We start from the raw sequence: 18,194 nt of genomic DNA on the forward strand, positions 1-18,194 counted from the left end.
ATGACGGCAGACCATGCCACCACGACCGACAACTCGGTAACCCTTGGCGCGCTGATGGCCGAGGCGGTTGGCGCATTGCGTGATGCTGGTATCGAAAATGCCCGAATGGATGCCCGTATTCTTTTATCCGACGCAGCAGAAGTCGATGGCAGCCGGATTGCGGCACGGCCCGAGGATGTGGTTGCCAATGACCGTGCAGCAAAATTCCGGGACATGGTCGCACGCCGTTTGAAGCGCGAACCGGTATCACGCATTTTGGGGCAACGGGATTTCTGGCGTCACAGTTTCAAGCTGTCCCCCGAAACCCTTGATCCACGCCCCGATAGCGAGACGCTTGTCGAACTGGCTTTGGACTGGCTTGAAGACCGCGACGCGCCGACGGTTATTGATTTCGGAACCGGCACGGGATGTCTGTTGTTATCCATCGTCGGCGATCTGCAAAATGCCCGTGGGCTTGGCGTTGATATCAGTGCGGGGGCAGTTTCCTGCGCACGCGAAAATGCCGACCGCCTTGATCTTGGCGATCAGGTTGAGTTTCGTGTGTCGGACTGGGACAGTGCGATTACGGACGAGGAACGCCAGGAAGGTTTTGATCTGGTGGTGTCCAACCCGCCCTATATCACACGGGCAGATATGGAAATATTATCGCCTGAAGTACGCGAATATGATCCGCGTATGGCGCTGACCGATGAAGGTGACGGGCTTGGCGCGTATCGCATTCTGTCACAGGTTGCATTTTCACTCGTCAAACCGGCCGGGTTCGTGATTTTTGAAATCGGGCAAGGGCAGGAAGAAGACGTTGCCCGTCTTTTGGTCGAGGCCGGATTTGTCGGCGTGGAATATCGGGAGGATTTGGGGGGCATCGTGCGCTGCGTTGCAGCCAAAAAGACCCGCTGTTCTGTCGGGCGCTGTGTGATCTGACCGATCTGCCACGTCATTGCAAAAAAAATACGGGCATTGAAAAAAACAGTTGGAATAAGGCGTCAAGCCATATAGGTTGTTTTTACGGGCCGGGTGCCCGACGCGCTATGAAAGCGCCGTGTTCCCCTGTAAACAGTAATGAATCTCCGTTCCCTTTAAGGTTTTCGGCAGGTTTGTCGTAGTGCCGTTCAATCGGTGCTGTTTAGCGGGAAATATGTTTTTCAGACGGAGTGGTTCCGGGATTCCTTTATGAATCCGGATTTGTCCTTCAACACCAAAGACATGTTGATATGAGAAATAACAACAACAACAACAACAACAATAAGCGTCCGCGCGGTCGGCAGCAGCCGAATAAACGTCCTGTAAATCCGAAATTTCAGACTTTTGACAGTAACGGTCCGGACGGGCGCGTTCGTGGAAACGCCCAGCAGGTTTACGAAAAATACGTTTCGCTGGCGAAGGATTGTACTGACGATCCGGTCCTTGCTGAAAACTATTACCAGCATGCGGAACACTATCATCGTATTCTGCAAGCCGCGATTGACTGGGAAAACCAGCGTCGTGAAGAGCGTGGCGACAATAACAGCCCGCGTCCGCAGCGAAATGATCGCAATGACCGTAACGATCGGGGCAACAACCGCCCGAACCGTGACGAGCGCAGCGAGAACCAGAATGGGGACGACAGCAGCGACAATTCTGTCAATCAGGATGATGTTGCGGCGTCGGCAGATAATACGTCCAATGATACCGGCACCAATTCGGCCGATAGCAATGATGTTGCAGCTTCTTCTGCTGCTTCTTCCACGGACAACAACGATGGTGATGCTGCACCGGTAAAACGTGCACCGCGTGCACGCCGTGCTGCGCCGCGTGGTCGCCCGCCAAAAGCCGCATCCGAAGACAGCGATCAGCCATCTTTGGATATTGGCCCAGCTGATAATGCCGATGCTGATACCGATACGTCGGCGGACGGCGAAGAAAAGAAACCGCGCAAAGCTGCTGCCGGAACAAGCCGCACACGTGGCCGTCATCCGACAGCGCGTCGTGGCCGCAGCCGTGCTGCCGGTCGCGAAGATGGCGATGAAGGTACAAGCGAAGACAAATCAGCGGAACCGGTTTCCGCCTGATCATTTGGCTTGTCACGATTACAACAGACCCCGCCGGAGAAATCCCGCGGGGTTTGTTGTTTCCGGGCCCTCGAAGTGCCACGTTGCCACAGCTTTATTTACGGTGCTGTCAATTGGACTTCTTGATGTGAAACCCCGCATCCATAAATAGTTAATATGATGCAACTGCAGATTTTAACTGCTATCACTTGATGGAAGTATGACCTGCTGGAGGATCGAAAGGCATTTTAATGCATTGGGGTCTCTTCGCTAAAAGACAGGTAAACATTCTTGGGGGGTGAATGATGGGGGCAGGCTTGTTCCGCGTCATCATGGTACTGCTGTGGGCGCTTGGCGCTATGGTTGTCGCGCTTGGCGTTTTTAACGGTGATTATGAGCTGGCTTTGTTAGGGGCGGTTTGTTTTATCATTCCGATGTTCCTGCCGCTGGTTGTGATCGTGCTTAATCGTGCGCAATCATCCCCGTCGAAGAAAAAACAATCTGTATCACCAATGGTAGCGGCCAAGATGAAAGCCGAGGGCCAATGGGCCAAGGCCGAAGACCTGGAAGCGCGAAAGCTTCTTGATCCCAAGCCGTCAATCGTTCTGGGACGCTGGGGGGCTGAAAAGCGCCTGATCGGGGCATCGGGATTGCGCCGAGTGATAACATTCGCCAGCAAGCCGGAAGAATATTATCGCGCTTCGGCGGAGCCAAACGCCTTGCTCCATACTGGTGCGCTGTTTGTTTATGAACGTTATGGCAGCATCTATCGTGCGGTGCATGAGCGCCGCAAAAAACTTGGGCAGCGGATCATCGTGATTGATCCGCATGGTCAGGCCGGCGCAGAAACCGATCAGTTCAATCCATGCGATTTTATACGCCAGCAGGGCGAAGGATTAATTGCCGATGCCGGTTTGATTGCCGATACATTGTTGGCACCGGCATTTGTACAGGAACTGGACGAGCAGGAAACACGCGCGGCACGCACCCTTTTGCAGGGGTTCATTGTTTACACAATGCAAACCAGCCTGAAAGAAAGCAGAAGCCTTGCCGAAGTTCGCCGCAACCTGGTCATGCCATCGCACCGTTTCTATAAAATACTTGAGGATCTGATGGGGATTGAATCCGCAGATGGCAGGATTTCTGATATTGCCCTGACGATCCTTGATATGACCGAAGATCAGCGGATGTCGATTATCAAGGCGTGCCGGATGGCAACGGCCGATTTTGACAATCCGGCGATTGCACGTGTCGTCAGCAATAGCACATTTGGTATGGATGATCTGACGGGGCGACCGGTATCCATTTTCATTGTCGGTCAAATGGGAGGTGACACACCGGCCACCCAAACCGCATTCAGCCGGGTGATGATTGGTGCGATGATGCAGCTGATTGCCCGCCGGGACTGGAAAAGCGGGGATGCAGAATTTCTGGTGTTGCTGGACGGTATCGAGGCCGTTGGCCGGATGCCGTTGTTTGAACGTCTTTTGGGTGGCGGGTTTGGCGATGGCATGATCATCTGGCCCGGTTTTTCCGGTGTTAGCGGCCTGATGGATGTTTGCCTGAATTGGGAAAATGTTGTCGGGAAGGCGGATGCGATTTCGGTGCTGAGCCAGGATGGGGCTTTCAACCTGGATTGGGTTGCCGGACTGACTGCGATGTCGAAATTTGACGATACCGGGGGTGGTGTAAGCGGTGATCGCCCGGTGCATCTGCGACCCCAGGACAATCAGCCAATCCTGCGATCAACCGAAGTTGCGCGCTTCCCGGTCGAAGAACAGATCCTGTTTCGTAAAGGAACCCCGCCGATCCGGGCGTACCGGATCGACTGGTACCATGACGAGATGTTTCAGGGCATGGCCGTACATGCCCCGACATTCAGCTAGCGTTATGCAACTGTGACTACATCCTCCGGATGGATGGCACCGGAACCGAGTGCTTCGACATAAACCCCCATATAAAGGTGGTTCATACCTTTACGCAGCAGCAGGGGCACATTGATGTCGGACTCTGCCGTGCCGGGGTTGACGCTGGTTGCTTTGCAGCGCGTGATCGGGTGGATAACGCGGAAATCTACGCCATTAATCTGAATGATCTGGCCTTCTTCCCATTTCAGTTCCGCCCATGGTTCAAGCCCGTCAATCAGCAGATTACCGCGGAAGCGCATCGGATCGATTTCTGTCTGGGCGACACGGTCGCCGAAATCGCGCACCGATGCCAGATTGATGATCGAGATATAGGGTTCCTTCATGTCGCCGAAGCTGACATCGGGGACAGAATAAATTCTGGGCGTTCCGGCGATCTCGTTTTTCAGGAATGCCGAGAGGAAATCCTCGACCACGGTGCGGCCCATCTTGTCTTCAAGATTGCCTTTGCAGATCACGCGACCATTGCGAAGGATTGCCAACGTCGTGGTTGCATCGTCATATTCGATGCCAAGTTCGGCCAGCTTGGGCGTGTTAACCAGTTGCAGGAAATTGCTTTTGCGCGCCCATTCATGCACACCGTCCTGACCAACCGATGATTGGGTGGCGATGATGAAGCGACGATCATCTTGCAGCATCTTGTGTGCAGTGATGTCGGCGGCAGGCATTTCAATGCCGCTGAGCCCTTTGACGGGGTAACGTTTGATGGCTTTAAGCTGGACAGTCATGGCATTCGATCCTGTGTGGCATAATATGCATATCGGCAAACGGGGCGGGCCGGGTTGCAAGCCGTAAAAATATGAAGGGCGACGTTAATGCCTTGCATTCCCAAGGGCAAGACTTCCTGTGCGGTCTTGCGCAACGGATTTGCCGGGAATGACAGTGCTTTTCGTCGCAATCTTGAATGATGCCAGAAAACGGTTTTGCGATGCACAATTAATTCTTGCAACTTTTGTAGGGGTATCGTCTTGCAAAGCCCTGAAACTGAGACATATCAAAGACGTCGGCAATGGAAAGGGTGATAATTTCCATTGTGGATAAAACCACTTAAGGTCGCGGATGCTTCCAAGAAGGTCCGCATGTTACGATACTGTTGGCTCAAGGAGTGACAGGCATGGAATTCGAAAAATTTACGGACCGGTCCAAAGGCTTTCTTCAGGCGGCGCAATCATTGGCGCTGCGTGAAAACCATCAGCAGTTTGTGCCGATCCACCTTCTGAAAGTGCTGCTTGACGACGAAGAAGGTCTGGCAGCCAATCTTATCAAGGCGGCGGGCGGAAAGCCGAAAACGGCACAGGATCGCTGTGCGCAGGAATTGGCAAAACTGCCCAAGGTATCGGGCGGCAATGGCCAGATTTATCTGTCGTCCGACTTTGCCCGGTTGATTGATCAGGCACAGGAAGTCGCCAAGAAAGCCGGTGACAGCTATGTCACCGCTGAACGGTTGTTGCTGACCATTGCACTTGATCCGAAATCGGTTGCGGGCAAGGTTCTGGCCGATGCAGGATTGACCGCACAGGCTCTTAACGGGGCGATTAACGATATCCGCAAAGGCCGCACGGCCGATAGTTCCGGTGCGGAAAGCCAGTATGACGCGCTTAAGAAATACGCGCGTGATCTGACCGCGGCGGCACGAGAAGGCAAACTTGATCCGGTGATTGGCCGTGATGAAGAAATTCGGCGCGCGATTCAGGTGCTGTCGCGCCGGACAAAAAACAACCCGGTTCTGATCGGCGAGCCCGGCGTGGGTAAAACCGCCATTGCCGAGGGTTTGGCGTTGCGCATCGTCAAGGGTGACGTGCCTGAAACGCTTAAGGACAAAAAGCTTCTGTCGCTTGATCTTGGTGCGCTGATTGCCGGTGCCAAGTTCCGCGGCGAGTTTGAAGAACGCCTGAAAGCGGTTATGTCCGAGATCGAGGCCGAAGCAGGGCAGATTGTTCTGTTCATCGATGAATTACACACGCTGGTCGGAGCCGGAAAGGCAGAGGGATCGATGGATGCCTCCAACCTTTTGAAACCGGCACTGGCGCGCGGTGAGCTTCACTGTGTCGGGGCAACGACCCTGGACGAATACCGGCAGCATATTGAAAAGGACGCGGCTCTTGCCCGTCGTTTCCAGCCGGTCTTTGTTTCAGAACCCAGTGTTTCCGACACGGTTTCGATCCTGCGTGGCATCAAGGAAAAATACGAACTCCATCACGGGGTGCGTATTGCCGATAATGCGCTGGTAGCGGCGGCAACGCTTTCGAACCGGTACATTACCGACCGTTTCCTTCCCGATAAGGCGATTGACCTTATGGATGAGTCGGCGTCGCGTCTTCGGATGGAACTTGATTCCAAGCCCGAAGAAATCGACGAACTTGATCGCCGCATCATTCAGCTGAAGATCGAGCGCGAAGCCCTTAAGAAGGAGGAAGACCGGGCATCGAAAGATCGTCTAGGACGCCTTGATAAGGAATTGGCCGAACTTGAGGGCAAATCGGCGGAGCTGACCGCGAAATGGGAAGCCCAGAAAAAGGAACTGGCGGCATCGACCCATATCAAGGAACAGCTTGACCAGGCACGCGGCGAACTTGAACGCGCGATGCGTGACGGGCGTCTGGACCGTGCCGGGCAGCTTCAATACGAAGAAATCCCGGCACTGGAACGGTTGCTTGAAAAGGCCGAAGACGATCAGGCCGACGGCATGAAAGAAGAAGCGGTGACCGAAAAGCACATCGCTTCGGTCGTGTCGCGCTGGACGGGTATTCCGGTTGACAAGATGCTGGAAGGCGAACGTGAAAAACTGCTTGGGATGGAAGATATCCTGCGCAAACGCGTCGTCGGTCAGGATGAAGCGGTGCGGTCGATTTCGAATGCGGTGCGCCGTGCGCGTGCCGGGTTGCAGGACCCGAACCGGCCGATGGGATCGTTCCTGTTCCTTGGTCCGACAGGGGTTGGTAAAACCGAATTGACCAAGGCGCTTGCACAGTTCCTGTTTGATGATGAACAGGCCATGGTTCGCATTGATATGTCGGAATTCATGGAAAAACATGCGGTGTCGCGGCTTATCGGTGCGCCTCCGGGCTATGTCGGGTACGAAGAAGGCGGTTCGCTGACCGAAGCTGTGCGGCGGCGTCCTTATCAGGTGGTGCTGTTTGACGAAGTTGAAAAAGCCCATCCCGATGTGTTCAACGTTCTGTTGCAGGTTCTTGACGAAGGTCGTTTGACCGACGGGCAGGGACGCACGGTCGACTTCCGTAATACGTTGATCATCCTGACGTCGAACCTGGGGGCCGACATTCTGGCCAATCAGGAAGAAGGCCATGACAGCAGCGAATTGCGCAGCCAGGTGATGGAAGTCGTGCGGGCGTCGTTCCGCCCGGAGTTCCTGAACCGGTTGGACGAAGTGCTTCTTTTCCATCGCCTGAAACGTGCCCAGATGGATACGATTGTCGATATCCAGTTGGGTCGTCTTGAAAAGCTGCTGTTTGATCGCAAAATCACCCTGCAGCTTGACGAGTTCGCCAAAAGCTGGCTGGCCGATAAGGGGTATGACCCGGTCTATGGTGCGCGTCCGCTTAAACGGGTTGTTCAGCGCTATCTGCAAAACCCGCTTGCAATGCAAATCCTTGAAGGTGGGATCAAGGATGGCGATACCATCCCGGTTTCTGCTGAAGGCGGTCAGTTACTTCTGAACGGCAAGAAGGTCGAACTGGTCGACTGATCATCGCAGATTTGAAATCTTGCAAAACCCCGGTCCCGGATCGGGGTTTTGTCTTTTCAAGGCTATGATCTGCCTGCAGGATGATGAAAATACCAAATCCAAGGGGACATCCATGCGATCACTGCCACCAAAACCCAAGACCTTTACCCGATTGATTGTGTCCGCGTCGTTTCTGGCCCTGATGGCCGGACTATCGGTCGATGCATCTGCGCAATCGTTTTTTGACAAGGCTAAGGAAGCACTTGGCAGCGTGACAGGGAACACGACTGGCAGCGGATCGGGCAGCAGTTCGGCGTCGATGGCGGGGGTGTCCGATGAAACGGTTTCCGATGCCCTGCGTCAGGCGCTTGATAAGGGGGTTGAGGTTGTCACCACCGATCTTGGCGTGACGGATGGCTTCAATGCCGATCCGGTGGCGCATATTCCGCTGCCTGATAGCGTCAAGCATGCGCAATCCCTGCTAAGTGCTGCCGGGCTTGGCAGTTATGGCGAGGAAATTGAATTGCGAATGAACCGTGCGGCCGAACAGACCATGCGGGATGCCGGTGATATTCTCGCCGATGCTGTCAGCCGCATGACGCTTGAAGACGCCAAAGGCATTCTGGACGGGCCGGAAGATGCCGCGACGAAATATCTGCGCCGTGTATCGGGCGGGGATATCGAAAGCAGATTGCGGCCGGTAATTGGCGAAGCATTGGCCGAAACCGGCGCGTTGCAGCTTTATGATCAGATGATGGGGCAGTACGACACATTGCCGATGGTGCCCGATATCAAGGCATCACTTTCCGATCATGCCACCGACAAGGCGATGGATGGCCTGTTTTATTACATCGCAAAACAGGAAGCCGATATCCGCAACGACCCGGCGCGTTGGACAACGGATGTGTTGAAAAAGGTCTTTTCGACTGTGAACTGAACGGCTTAGCTATAACGTTCGGGAAGCTGTTGCCAGCGTTTGCGCATGGCGTTGATTTTATCATCGGGGACGCCATGGATATTGCCAAATCGTCCATGGCATTCGATGATCTGCAATGCGGCATGGTGGCGTTCCGCCATGTCGAGATAGGCCTGCATTTCCCAGATTTCACTAAATGTGTTGGAAACAACGACGCTTTGCCCGGCTGATAGATGCCCGTCGCATTCGGCTTCGCAGCGTGCATGAACGTCACGCAGTTTGCGGCTATCAAACCGGTAATTGCCGCTGCGGTCGATCATGAACTGATCGGCTTCGAGATGGACTGCATCGGTTATCTGGCAAATCGCGGCGGCAAGGGTTGATTTTCCTGATCCGGGAAGGCCCCGGATCAGGGTTAATATCGGTTTGTCCGCCAAATGATTTGCCATTGGTTCCTGTTACTGCCCACCACGCTTGCGCTGATACAGGGCATCAAGAGCCTGACCATAGGCTGCCTTGATCTTGTGGCGGCGGATTTTCATTGATGGCGTCAGCATCTCGTTATCAATCGAGAACGGGCTTTCGGCGAAGGTAAAGCTTCTGACCTTTTCAATCGTCGAAAGACGGCGATTGACATGATCAACCGCGGTGCGGATTTTTTTGCGGAATTCCTCGTTCTCGCCAAGGAGATCAATATTGTTCTCGATCCCGTTTTCCTTGGCGAATTCGCGCATGAAATCCTCGTCCGGCCACAGGACAGCAACCAGATAAGGTTTGTCGTCGCCGTAAACCATCGCCTGGGAAATTTCGGTTTCCAGCGTCAGAAGACCCTCGATCCGTTGGGGCGAGATATTGTCGCCCCCGGAATTGACGATGATATCCTTTTTGCGGTCCGTGATGACAAGGCTGCCTTCTTCGTCGAACTTGCCGATATCCCCGGTATGCAGCCAGCCATCTATGATGGTGGCAGCAGTGACTTCGGGCAGGTTCCAGTACCCCTTCATCATGCTTTCGCCGCGCAGCAGGATTTCACCGTCATCGGCAATTTTTGCTTCGGCTCCGACCATCGGCGGGCCAACAGTACGCAATTTGTTGTTTTCGGCACGGTTGCACGAAACGACTGGGGCAAATTCGGTTTGGCCATATCCCTGAAGGATACGAATGCCGCACGAAACAAACAGAACGCCAAGTTCGTAGTTCAGCGGACCGCCACCCGATACCATGGCCTTGATCCGGCCGCCGAAACGCTGGCGTAATTTACGGCGCAACAGAATCTCGCAAACGAAATTCTGGATTTTTTCAATCAGGCTGAGGGATTGTTTTTCGTAAGTCTTGCGACCAAGCTTGAGCGTCAGATTAAACAGCTTCTGCTTGAAGCCGCCTTCTTTTTCGACCATGCGGCTCATGCGCTGATAGAGCATTTCATAAAGGCGCGGCACCGCCGTCATGATGGTCGGACGAACTTCGGCAAGGTTTGCCGCGAGCCGATCAAGGCTTTCGGCGTAATAGATCTGTGCGCCGATGCTCATCGGAAAATAAAGGCCCGCGGTATGTTCGTAGGAATGCGACAGCGGCAGGAAGGACAGGAAGACCTCTTCCTCGATCCCCAGCGTTTCGATGATATCAAACGCCCCCATGCAGTTTGACAGGATCGCCCCGTGGCTGAGCATAACGCCCTTGGGCGCGCCGCCCGTGCCGGATGTGTATATCAGGCAGGCAAGCTGATCGCGTTCAATATTGGCAACCCATGCATCGACATCATCAGTCAGTCCACGCCCCTGCGAAATCATATCTTCCCAGCGGGTGATGGTGATGTCACCGACAAAGCTTTGGCCCCAGTCTTCCATCATGATCGCATGGCGGCAGCGCCCGCTATCAAGGGCAGCATGCAGGAACGGCTGGGCGAGTTTTTTGGTCGATATGATGGCAATGCCTGCACCGCTGTCTTCGATCGCGTGCAGATGATCGCGTTCGGTATTGGTGGTATAGGCGGGAACGGTCAGGGCACCAACACACATGATCGCCAGATCGGCAATACCCCATTCGGTGCGGTTTTCCGACACCAGCAAAACCCGATCGCCGGGGCGAACCCCGATTTTATAAAGTGAGCGCGCCAATGCGCGCACCTGATCGGCGGCGTCATTCCAGCTGGTCGGGACAAACTCATCTGTCTCACCATCCTTGGTCCATAAGAACGGTGCATCCCCGTATTTTTCAGCCTGTTTGAAAAACATCGACGGCAAGTTCTGCCAATCGGCATAATCCTGCAAATTCGTCATGACGCTTCCTTGCCTTGTTGTCGTTTCTCTTACCTTCATACAGTGATCTTGGTGTCACTGTTTACGTCTGTCACCGCATTGTGATCGCAAACTATCAAAAGTTCGGCGCTTCCATCACAGATGCACGGGGCCACATTGCTTTTGTTATCAGGGATTGCGGCATTACGCAGCCGGAAAATGATCTTTGAACCGTTCAAATGCGTGCGACTTCACACCTTAGGAAAAAATCGTTGGGTTCCATCGATGATAGCGATTTCACAAGCCGGGTTCAAAACGCTATTGTCGGTACTGAAATTCGCCCCGTTTGATGTGCGCGCACAGACAAAGCTGTGATCGGCACTGGCGCAGGCCCCCCGGCCAGCATATATCGGGGCATGGATGTTTCGGGCCTGAATGCAAAAGGCATGATGACATAATCGACTGTCTGGAGGACAAATGAACGCGACCGACAAGAATTTGCCGACCTGGGATCTGTCCGATCTCTATAACGATCCCAAAGACCCGGCCATCCGGCGTGATCTTGATGATGCCAAAGCCCGCTCGGACGCCTTCCAGAAAAACTATCAGGGCAAGCTTGCCGGTCTTTCGGGGAATGAACTTGCCGCCGCAATTGCCGAATATGAAGCCGTCAGCGAAGTCTGTGGCCGGATCGGATCGTTCGCGCAGCTGCTGTATGCAGGTGATAGCTCGGACGCGGCGATTGGCCAATTCTACCAATCCGTTCAGGAAGAAATGACCAGCATTTCCAGCCTGTCGCTGTTCTTCGGGCTTGAAATCAACCGGATTGAGGAAGAGGTGCTTTCGACAAAATATAACGAAAGTGCCGCCCTTTGCCGTTATCGCCCGTGGCTTGATGAAAACCGTGCTTTCCGTCCGCACCAACTTTCGGACGAGGTCGAGCAGGTCCTGCATGAACGCCGCGTTGCCGGTTCAAGTGCATGGGTGCGTTTGTTCGATCAGACGATGGCCGATCTGCGTTTCCCGATGAATGGCGAAGAACTGACCATGTCGGATGTCGCCAATATGCTGTCTTCGACCAAGGTGGCGGAACGCAAGGCAGCGGCAAAATCGATTGGCGATGTCCTGGGCAAAAACATCAAGCTTCTGGCCCATATCACCAATACGCTGGCCAAGGACAAGGAAATTGACGACCGGCTGCGTAAATTCGCAACCCCCGTGTCGGCGCGCAACCTGTCAAACCAGGTCGAAGACGATGTTGTCGAGGCGCTGAATTCCGCAGTCGCCAGCAGTCATGCCGATCTGTCGCATCGGTATTACCGCCTCAAAGCCAAATGGTTTGGCGTTGATCAGCTTGATTACTGGGATCGCAATGCGCCGCTTCCAGATGATGATGATCGCCATATCGATTGGGACACGGCGCGTAAAACCGTCCTTAAGGCATATGGTGAATTTTCGCCCGAGCTCGCTGAAGTCGGTCAGAAATTCTTTGATAATCCGTGGATTGATGTGCCGCCGCGTGCCGGCAAATCATCTGGGGCCTTTGCTCATCCGACCGTGCCGTCAGCCCACCCGTACCTTCTGCTGAACTATCACGGCAAAACGCGCGACGTGATGACGCTGGCGCACGAACTTGGCCATGGGGTTCATCAGGTTCTTGCCGGGGAGCAGGGCTATTTCCTGTCTGACACGCCGCTGACCTTGGCGGAAACCGCGTCTGTTTTTGGTGAAATGCTGACCTTCCAGTCGATGCTGCGTGCGGAAACCGATCCGAAGATGAAACGCATCATGCTGGCTGGCAAGGTCGAGGATATGCTCAACACCGTCGTGCGCCAGATCGCGTTCTTTGAATTTGAAAAACGCGTTCATACCAAACGCCGCGAAGGAGAATTGACGGTCGATGAGATCTGCGAGATCTGGCTTGCCGTACAACATGAAAGTCTGGGTGATGCGATCCGGTACGAGGACGAGTACAAATATTACTGGTCCTATATCCCGCATTTCATCCATTCGCCGTTTTATGTTTACGCCTATGCGTTTGGCGATTGCCTCGTGAATTCGCTGTATGACGTTTATGAAAATGCCGAAGACGGTTTCCAGCAGAAATATTTCGAAATGCTGAAAGCCGGTGGCACCAAACGCCATCAGGAACTGCTGGCACCGTTCGGTTTGGACGCCTCCGATCCGGCATTCTGGCAGCGCGGCCTTAACATGATCAAACGCATGATCGACGAGTTGGAGGAACTTTCCTGAGATGAGCAATGACGACGAAGATTTCACCGCCCAAAACGAGAGCAATCGGTTCGGCGGGAGGGTTCGTCGTTATGCGAAGGTGGGGGCGTCGGCTGGAAAGCTGGCTGCACGCCTTGCCACGGGAAAAATGTTCGGCGGTGATATCGATCATTCGAAATATGCCGCCGAACTGACATCCGCCTTGGGCGGGCTTAAGGGCCCGTTGATGAAGGTTGCGCAAATCCTGTCGACCATTCCCGATGCCCTGCCAAAGGAATATACCCAGGCACTGGCAACGCTTCAGGCGGACGCCCCCAGTATGGGATGGCTGTTTGTCAAACGCCGGATGCGCACCGAATTGGGGGCGGGATGGCAGGAAAAATTCACCGATTTCAGCCGTGATGCGGTGGCCGCGGCATCGCTTGGGCAGGTTCATCGTGCCACACTTGATGATGGTCGAACGGTGGCCTGCAAGCTGCAATATCCCGATATGTCGGCGACAGTGGAAGCCGATCTTAAGCAGCTTCGCGCTGCCTTTGCGATCTATCGCCGGTATGACAGCGCGATTGATGCCGAAAATATCCAGTTGGAACTGACCGCGCGCCTGCGCGAGGAGCTTGATTACGAACGCGAAGCCCGCAACATGCAGCTTTATCGCCATATGGTGGCGGATGAAAATTGCGTGCATGTGCCCGAACCGGTGATGGACCTTACGACCAAGCGGCTTCTGACCATGACGTGGCAGACTGGGCAGAAATTCCAGAAATTCCTTGATAGTGATCCGTCGCAGGAAGCACGCAATCAGGTGGCGCTGAACATGTTTCGCGCGTGGTATGTGCCATTTTATCGTTATGGCGTGATTCATGGTGATCCGCATCTGGGGAACTATTCGCTGCGCGACGATCTGTCGGTCAATCTGCTTGATTTTGGCTGTATCCGTATTTTCCCGCCTGCTTTCGTCAATGCCGTCATCACGCTTTATGAAGCATTGCGGGATAAGGACGAGGAAAAGGCGGTTCATGCCTATCAAAGCTGGGGATTCGATAACCCGTCACGAGAACTGATTGATGTTCTTAATATCTGGGCTGGTTTTGTCTATGGCCCGATCCTTGATGATCGCGAACGCCGGATGGATGAAACCAATTCGGTGGCCTATGGGGCGGAGGTCGCGGGCAGGGTGCACCGTGAGTTGCGCCGCGTCGGTGGGGTCAAGCCGCCGCGCGAATTTGTTCTGGTGGATCGTGCGGCCGTTGGGCTTGGTGCAGTGTTCCTGCGCCTTGATGCGCATCTGAACTGGTATCAGATATTCAACGATCTGGTCGGAAACTTTGATGCGGACATATTGGCCCGCAATCAGGATGCTGCCCTTTCCAAAGTCGGGCTGGATCGTCCAGAAAACTGATCCGATTTCCCTGTTTTATAATTTTATTTTTGACGTTCCGGATCGAAAGAATCGGTTGGGTCGATTTGCTAATTGATCGGCTATTTCGGAACAATACGGTTTTGCATGATCCTTTTTCGGCTATTTAATCCGAAATTTCCCTACTTGAACGACCCTGGGTGTTGAAAACTTTTTCCTTTCTTTGCTTGCGTTGTGATGGGTTTGGTGAAAACCTGCGGGTGTGTTTTTCAAATAATATTCACTTACCGCGATGGCGTGAAATAGGGGAAACTTCCATAAATCAAGGGATTGATTCTATCTGTTCGGGATAAGGACCTGTTACAGGGTGGAAATAATATGTGCGAAAATCCGCTCATATGTGTTTTGAGATAATATAAACTGAAATTAAGTTAAAGTGATTTTTTATAGGGTTTTGATGTTGTCGCAGGCCGGAAGAAATCGCATCTTGCATTCAACGCAGACAAGGCAGGGCGTCATTGATTGTTTGTCCTGAGCACCAATGGCGGGTGGGACCTGACTTGTCGCCAAGGCTTTTTGCCTCGGAATGCGTGGTGGGAAAGTGGGCGGTTTCTTCTGTTAAAGCGGAAGAACCGCCTTTTTTCTTGCCGGGCAAGGGTAATCGTGGCCAGTCTGATGCGCAGGCACCGGACGCGGACCGCGTTTTATAAAAACAAAAATGCCGTGCTTATTCATAATTGTAGGGAAGGAGGTTGAACGCGATGAAACTGGCCGTTCCAAAGGAAATATGGCCCGGGGAAAGGCGCGTTGCCGTTACACCAGATACCGTCAAGAAACTGATTGGTCTTGGGTTTGACGTTGCAATCGAAGCTGGTGCCGGAATTAACGCCGCGATACCGGATGATCGCTTTGCCGATGCCGGTGCAACCATTGCCAAAACAATGAAAACCACCGTCAAGGATGCCGATGTCATCCTGAAGGTGCGTCCACCGGTTGTTGATGGCAAAACCGACGAGCTTGCCGCCTATAAAAAGGGCGCCGCCATCATTGCCTTGCTTGATCCGTATGATCGCAAGGATATTATTGAAAAAATGGCGGCGGCGGGGGTTTCGTCCTTTGCGATGGAACTGATGCCGCGCATTTCGCGTGCCCAGTCTATGGATGTGCTATCGTCACAATCCAACCTGGCGGGGTATCGTGCGGTGCTTGATGCCGCCCATGAATTTGGCCGGATTTATCCGATGATGATGACAGCCGCCGGGACGTTGCCACCCGCACGCGTTGTTATCGTCGGGGCCGGTGTTGCCGGGCTTCAGGCGATTGCGACTGCCAAGCGCCTTGGTGCGGTGGTTTCCGCGTTTGATGTGCGCCCGGCGGTCAAGGAACAGGTTCAGTCACTTGGCGGGACGTTTATCGAGGTCGAAGACGACGCAGCCGACGGCGAAACCGCAGGCGGTTATGCCAAGGAAATGTCGGACGAATACAAGGCCAAACAGGCCGCCAAGCTTAAGGAAGTTCTGGCAAAGACCGACATCGTCATCACAACAGCATTGATTCCGGGCCGTCCGGCACCGGAAATCGTTACCGCCGACATGGTCGCGGGCATGAAGCCGGGATCGGTCATCATTGATCTTGCGGCTGAACGCGGTGGCAACGTTGCGGGTGCGAAACTTGGTGAAACGGTTGTGACCGATAATGGTGTGAAAATCATTGGCCCTGAAAACATCACCAGTTCCGTCGCAACCGATGCAACGGCGATGTATGCCAAAAACCTTCTGAATTTCATCACGCTGTCCGTTGACAAGGAAAAAGGCACGTTGGCCTTCAATGCCGAAGACCAGATTATTGCCGAAACCATGCTGACCCGTGATGGCAAGGTTGTTCATCCGAAATTCGGTGGTGAGGAGGTCGCAAATGGCTGATCAATCCGTAACCCAAAATGCGGCCCAGAATGCCGCCGAGAATGCCAACGAGCTGCGCGATGCGGCCCTTGGTCTGGCCGAAAAGGCCGCAAAGCTTGCCGATAGCCTTGCCAATCAGGCGGGCGATATGGCCAGCTCGGCCAACACGGTTGTCCATACAAGCGGTGTCAGCCCTACGGTGCTTGGCCTGACGGTGTTTGTTCTGGCCTGCTTTGTTGGCTATTACGTTGTGTGGAAAGTCACCCCGGCCCTTCATTCACCGTTGATGGCGGTGACCAATGCCATTTCATCGGTGATCATTGTTGGTGCGCTTCTGGCGGCTGGCCCGATTGATATGAACCTGTCCAAGGCGATGGGCTTCATTGCCGTGGTGCTGGCGTCGGTCAACATCTTTGGCGGTTTCATCGTCGCACAGCGCATGCTGCACATGTTCAAGAAAAAGAAGTAGGGGGAACACACAATGTCGGAAAACCTGTCGGCTTTCCTGTATCTGGTGGCGTCCGTCTGCTTCATTCTGTCGCTGCGCGGTCTGTCTTCACCGGAAACGGCACGTAACGGGAATATCCTTGGCATGGTGGGGATGGCGATTGCCATTCTGACCACCCTGGCATCACCCGAAGTCGTTTCTTATACCACTATCATTGTCGGCATTTTGCTTGGCGGGGCCATTGGTACGGTCATCGCGCTCAAGATCAAGATGACCGCATTGCCGCAACTTGTTGCCGCCTTCCACTCGCTGGTGGGTCTGGCAGCGGTGTTTGTTGCCGCCGCCGCCCTTTATTCGCCGGGTGCCTATGGCATTGGCACGGCGGGTAATATCGGGGCGGCCAGCCTGATTGAAATGGGCCTTGGCGTTGCCATCGGTGCCATTACCTTCACCGGCTCGCTTGTTGCCTTTGGCAAGTTGCAGGGGATCGTATCGGGTACGCCGGTTCGCTTTACCGGGCAGCATATGCTCAATCTTGCAATCGCAATCGGTATACTGGTGTTTGGCATCATCGTTGTGACCACCGAAAGCCACACGGCTTTCTGGATTCTGGTGGTGCTTGCTCTGGTGCTTGGCGTGACGCTGATCATTCCGATTGGCGGGGCGGACATGCCGGTTGTTGTTTCGATGCTGAACTCCTATTCGGGGTGGGCGGCATGCGGCATCGGCTTTACGCTTCAGAACAATGCCCTGATCATCACCGGCGCACTGGTTGGTGCATCGGGTGCGATCCTGTCCTACATCATGTGCAAGGGCATGAACCGGTCGATCTTTAACGTCATCTTTGGCGGCTTCGGGACCGAGGGCGATGCAGGCCCGGCGGTCGGAACCGATGGCGACCGTTCGGTCAAATCGGGCTCAAGCGACGATGCGGCCTTCATCATGAAAAACGCGTCGAGCGTGATCATCGTACCGGGTTACGGCATGGCGGTCGCACAGGCCCAGCATGCGCTTCGTGAAATGGGCGATATCCTCAAGGCCGAGGGCGTTAACGTTCGCTATGCCATCCATCCGGTAGCGGGGCGTATGCCAGGCCACATGAACGTGCTTCTGGCCGAGGCGAATGTCCCCTATGACGACGTGCTTGAAATGGAAGAAATCAACCGCGATTTCGGCACGGCGGATGTGGCCTTTGTGATTGGTGCCAACGACATCACCAACCCGGCAGCCAAAACCGACCCGTCATCGCCGATTTTTGGCATGCCGATCCTTGAGGTCGAAAAAGCCAAAACCGTTCTGTTCATCAAGCGTTCAATGTCGGCAGGCTACGCCGGTATCCAGAACGAGCTGTTCTTCAAGGACAACACGATGATGCTGTTCGGTGACGCCAAAAAGATGTGCGAAGAGATTGTGATGCATCTCGACGAGTGATTTGGCTTCACTGTTGAAACGGGAGAGGGGCG

General features: G+C 54.1%; 13 protein-coding genes. 10 read left to right on the forward strand and 3 right to left on the reverse strand.

Annotated features, from left to right (window positions below):
* The 3 genes from prmC to BC440_RS03405 all read left to right on the forward strand — a co-directional run bounded on the left by prmC (position 1) and on the right by BC440_RS03405 (position 3,913).
* Positions 1–921: a peptide chain release factor N(5)-glutamine methyltransferase gene (gene prmC, locus BC440_RS03395; protein WP_007091115.1), complete on the forward strand. Its 921-nt coding sequence runs from the start codon at positions 1–3 to the stop codon at positions 919–921.
* Between the two features lie 290 nt (positions 922–1,211).
* Entirely contained in the window at positions 1,212–2,048 is an 837-nt protein-coding gene (locus tag BC440_RS03400; protein ID WP_037990215.1) for a DUF4167 domain-containing protein, read from the forward strand.
* A gap of 281 nt (positions 2,049–2,329) precedes the next feature.
* Positions 2,330–3,913 carry a type IV secretory system conjugative DNA transfer family protein gene (locus BC440_RS03405; protein WP_223305192.1) on the forward strand — a complete coding sequence of 528 codons (1,584 nt, stop codon included), beginning with the start codon at positions 2,330–2,332 and terminating at the stop codon, positions 3,911–3,913.
* Positions 3,914–3,915: 2 nt separating this feature from the next.
* Here BC440_RS03405 and BC440_RS03410 read toward each other — a convergent pair whose 3' ends face one another.
* Positions 3,916–4,680 carry an MOSC N-terminal beta barrel domain-containing protein gene (locus BC440_RS03410; protein WP_007091112.1) on the reverse strand — a complete coding sequence of 255 codons (765 nt, stop codon included), beginning with the start codon at positions 4,678–4,680 and terminating at the stop codon, positions 3,916–3,918.
* 386 nt (positions 4,681–5,066) lie between these two features.
* Here BC440_RS03410 and clpB point away from each other — a divergent pair, with 386 nt between their 5' ends.
* Entirely contained in the window at positions 5,067–7,658 is a 2,592-nt protein-coding gene (gene clpB / locus BC440_RS03415; protein ID WP_063092377.1) for an ATP-dependent chaperone ClpB, read from the forward strand.
* A 112-nt stretch (positions 7,659–7,770) separates the two neighbouring features.
* Positions 7,771–8,574, forward strand: a complete 804-nt coding sequence (locus BC440_RS03420; protein WP_223305190.1) for a DUF4197 domain-containing protein — start codon at positions 7,771–7,773, stop codon at positions 8,572–8,574.
* A 5-nt stretch (positions 8,575–8,579) separates the two neighbouring features.
* Here the strand turns inward: BC440_RS03420 and BC440_RS03425 are convergent, their stop codons facing one another.
* Positions 8,580–9,002, reverse strand: coding sequence for an ATP-binding protein (locus BC440_RS03425; protein WP_082822644.1), 423 nt, complete (start codon positions 9,000–9,002; stop codon positions 8,580–8,582).
* Between the two features lie 9 nt (positions 9,003–9,011).
* The gene (locus BC440_RS03430) at positions 9,012–10,832 is read right to left on the reverse strand and encodes a long-chain fatty acid--CoA ligase (protein WP_063092379.1); all 1,821 of its coding nucleotides are present in this window, start codon (positions 10,830–10,832) and stop codon (positions 9,012–9,014) included.
* A 435-nt stretch (positions 10,833–11,267) separates the two neighbouring features.
* Between BC440_RS03430 and BC440_RS03435 the strand changes: the two genes are divergently transcribed.
* The 5 genes from BC440_RS03435 to BC440_RS03455 all read left to right on the forward strand — a co-directional run bounded on the left by BC440_RS03435 (position 11,268) and on the right by BC440_RS03455 (position 18,162).
* Positions 11,268–13,043, forward strand: a complete 1,776-nt coding sequence (locus BC440_RS03435; RefSeq protein WP_063092380.1) for a M3 family oligoendopeptidase — start codon at positions 11,268–11,270, stop codon at positions 13,041–13,043.
* Position 13,044: 1 nt separating this feature from the next.
* Positions 13,045–14,424, forward strand: coding sequence for an AarF/ABC1/UbiB kinase family protein (locus BC440_RS03440; RefSeq protein WP_071239507.1), 1,380 nt, complete (start codon positions 13,045–13,047; stop codon positions 14,422–14,424).
* A gap of 719 nt (positions 14,425–15,143) precedes the next feature.
* Positions 15,144–16,304 (forward strand): Re/Si-specific NAD(P)(+) transhydrogenase subunit alpha, encoded by a 1,161-nt coding sequence (locus BC440_RS03445; protein ID WP_071239508.1) that lies wholly within the window; start codon positions 15,144–15,146, stop codon positions 16,302–16,304.
* Positions 16,297–16,752, forward strand: a complete 456-nt coding sequence (locus tag BC440_RS03450) for an NAD(P) transhydrogenase subunit alpha (RefSeq protein WP_007091103.1) — start codon at positions 16,297–16,299, stop codon at positions 16,750–16,752. The genes BC440_RS03445 and BC440_RS03450 overlap by 8 nt, the downstream gene beginning before the upstream one ends.
* A 12-nt stretch (positions 16,753–16,764) precedes the next feature.
* Entirely contained in the window at positions 16,765–18,162 is a 1,398-nt protein-coding gene (locus BC440_RS03455; protein ID WP_007091102.1) for an NAD(P)(+) transhydrogenase (Re/Si-specific) subunit beta, read from the forward strand.
* Positions 18,163–18,194: the final 32 nt, after the last annotated feature.

This window comes from Thalassospira sp. MIT1004, assembly GCF_001858545.1.
GTDB lineage: Bacteria > Pseudomonadota > Alphaproteobacteria > Rhodospirillales > Thalassospiraceae > Thalassospira > Thalassospira xiamenensis.

Coding starts and splice junctions, on each gene's coding strand:
- prmC (WP_007091115.1), top strand. CDS start 1: ATGACGGCAGACCATGCCACCACGACCGACAACTCGGTAACCCTTGGC.
- BC440_RS03400 (WP_037990215.1), top strand. CDS start 1,212: ATGAGAAATAACAACAACAACAACAACAACAATAAGCGTCCGCGCGGT.
- BC440_RS03405 (WP_223305192.1), top strand. CDS start 2,330: ATGATGGGGGCAGGCTTGTTCCGCGTCATCATGGTACTGCTGTGGGCG.
- BC440_RS03410 (WP_007091112.1), bottom strand. CDS start 4,680: ATGACTGTCCAGCTTAAAGCCATCAAACGTTACCCCGTCAAAGGGCTC.
- clpB (WP_063092377.1), top strand. CDS start 5,067: ATGGAATTCGAAAAATTTACGGACCGGTCCAAAGGCTTTCTTCAGGCG.
- BC440_RS03420 (WP_223305190.1), top strand. CDS start 7,771: ATGCGATCACTGCCACCAAAACCCAAGACCTTTACCCGATTGATTGTG.
- BC440_RS03425 (WP_082822644.1), bottom strand. CDS start 9,002: ATGGCAAATCATTTGGCGGACAAACCGATATTAACCCTGATCCGGGGC.
- BC440_RS03430 (WP_063092379.1), bottom strand. CDS start 10,832: ATGACGAATTTGCAGGATTATGCCGATTGGCAGAACTTGCCGTCGATG.
- BC440_RS03435 (WP_063092380.1), top strand. CDS start 11,268: ATGAACGCGACCGACAAGAATTTGCCGACCTGGGATCTGTCCGATCTC.
- BC440_RS03440 (WP_071239507.1), top strand. CDS start 13,045: ATGAGCAATGACGACGAAGATTTCACCGCCCAAAACGAGAGCAATCGG.
- BC440_RS03445 (WP_071239508.1), top strand. CDS start 15,144: ATGAAACTGGCCGTTCCAAAGGAAATATGGCCCGGGGAAAGGCGCGTT.
- BC440_RS03450 (WP_007091103.1), top strand. CDS start 16,297: ATGGCTGATCAATCCGTAACCCAAAATGCGGCCCAGAATGCCGCCGAG.
- BC440_RS03455 (WP_007091102.1), top strand. CDS start 16,765: ATGTCGGAAAACCTGTCGGCTTTCCTGTATCTGGTGGCGTCCGTCTGC.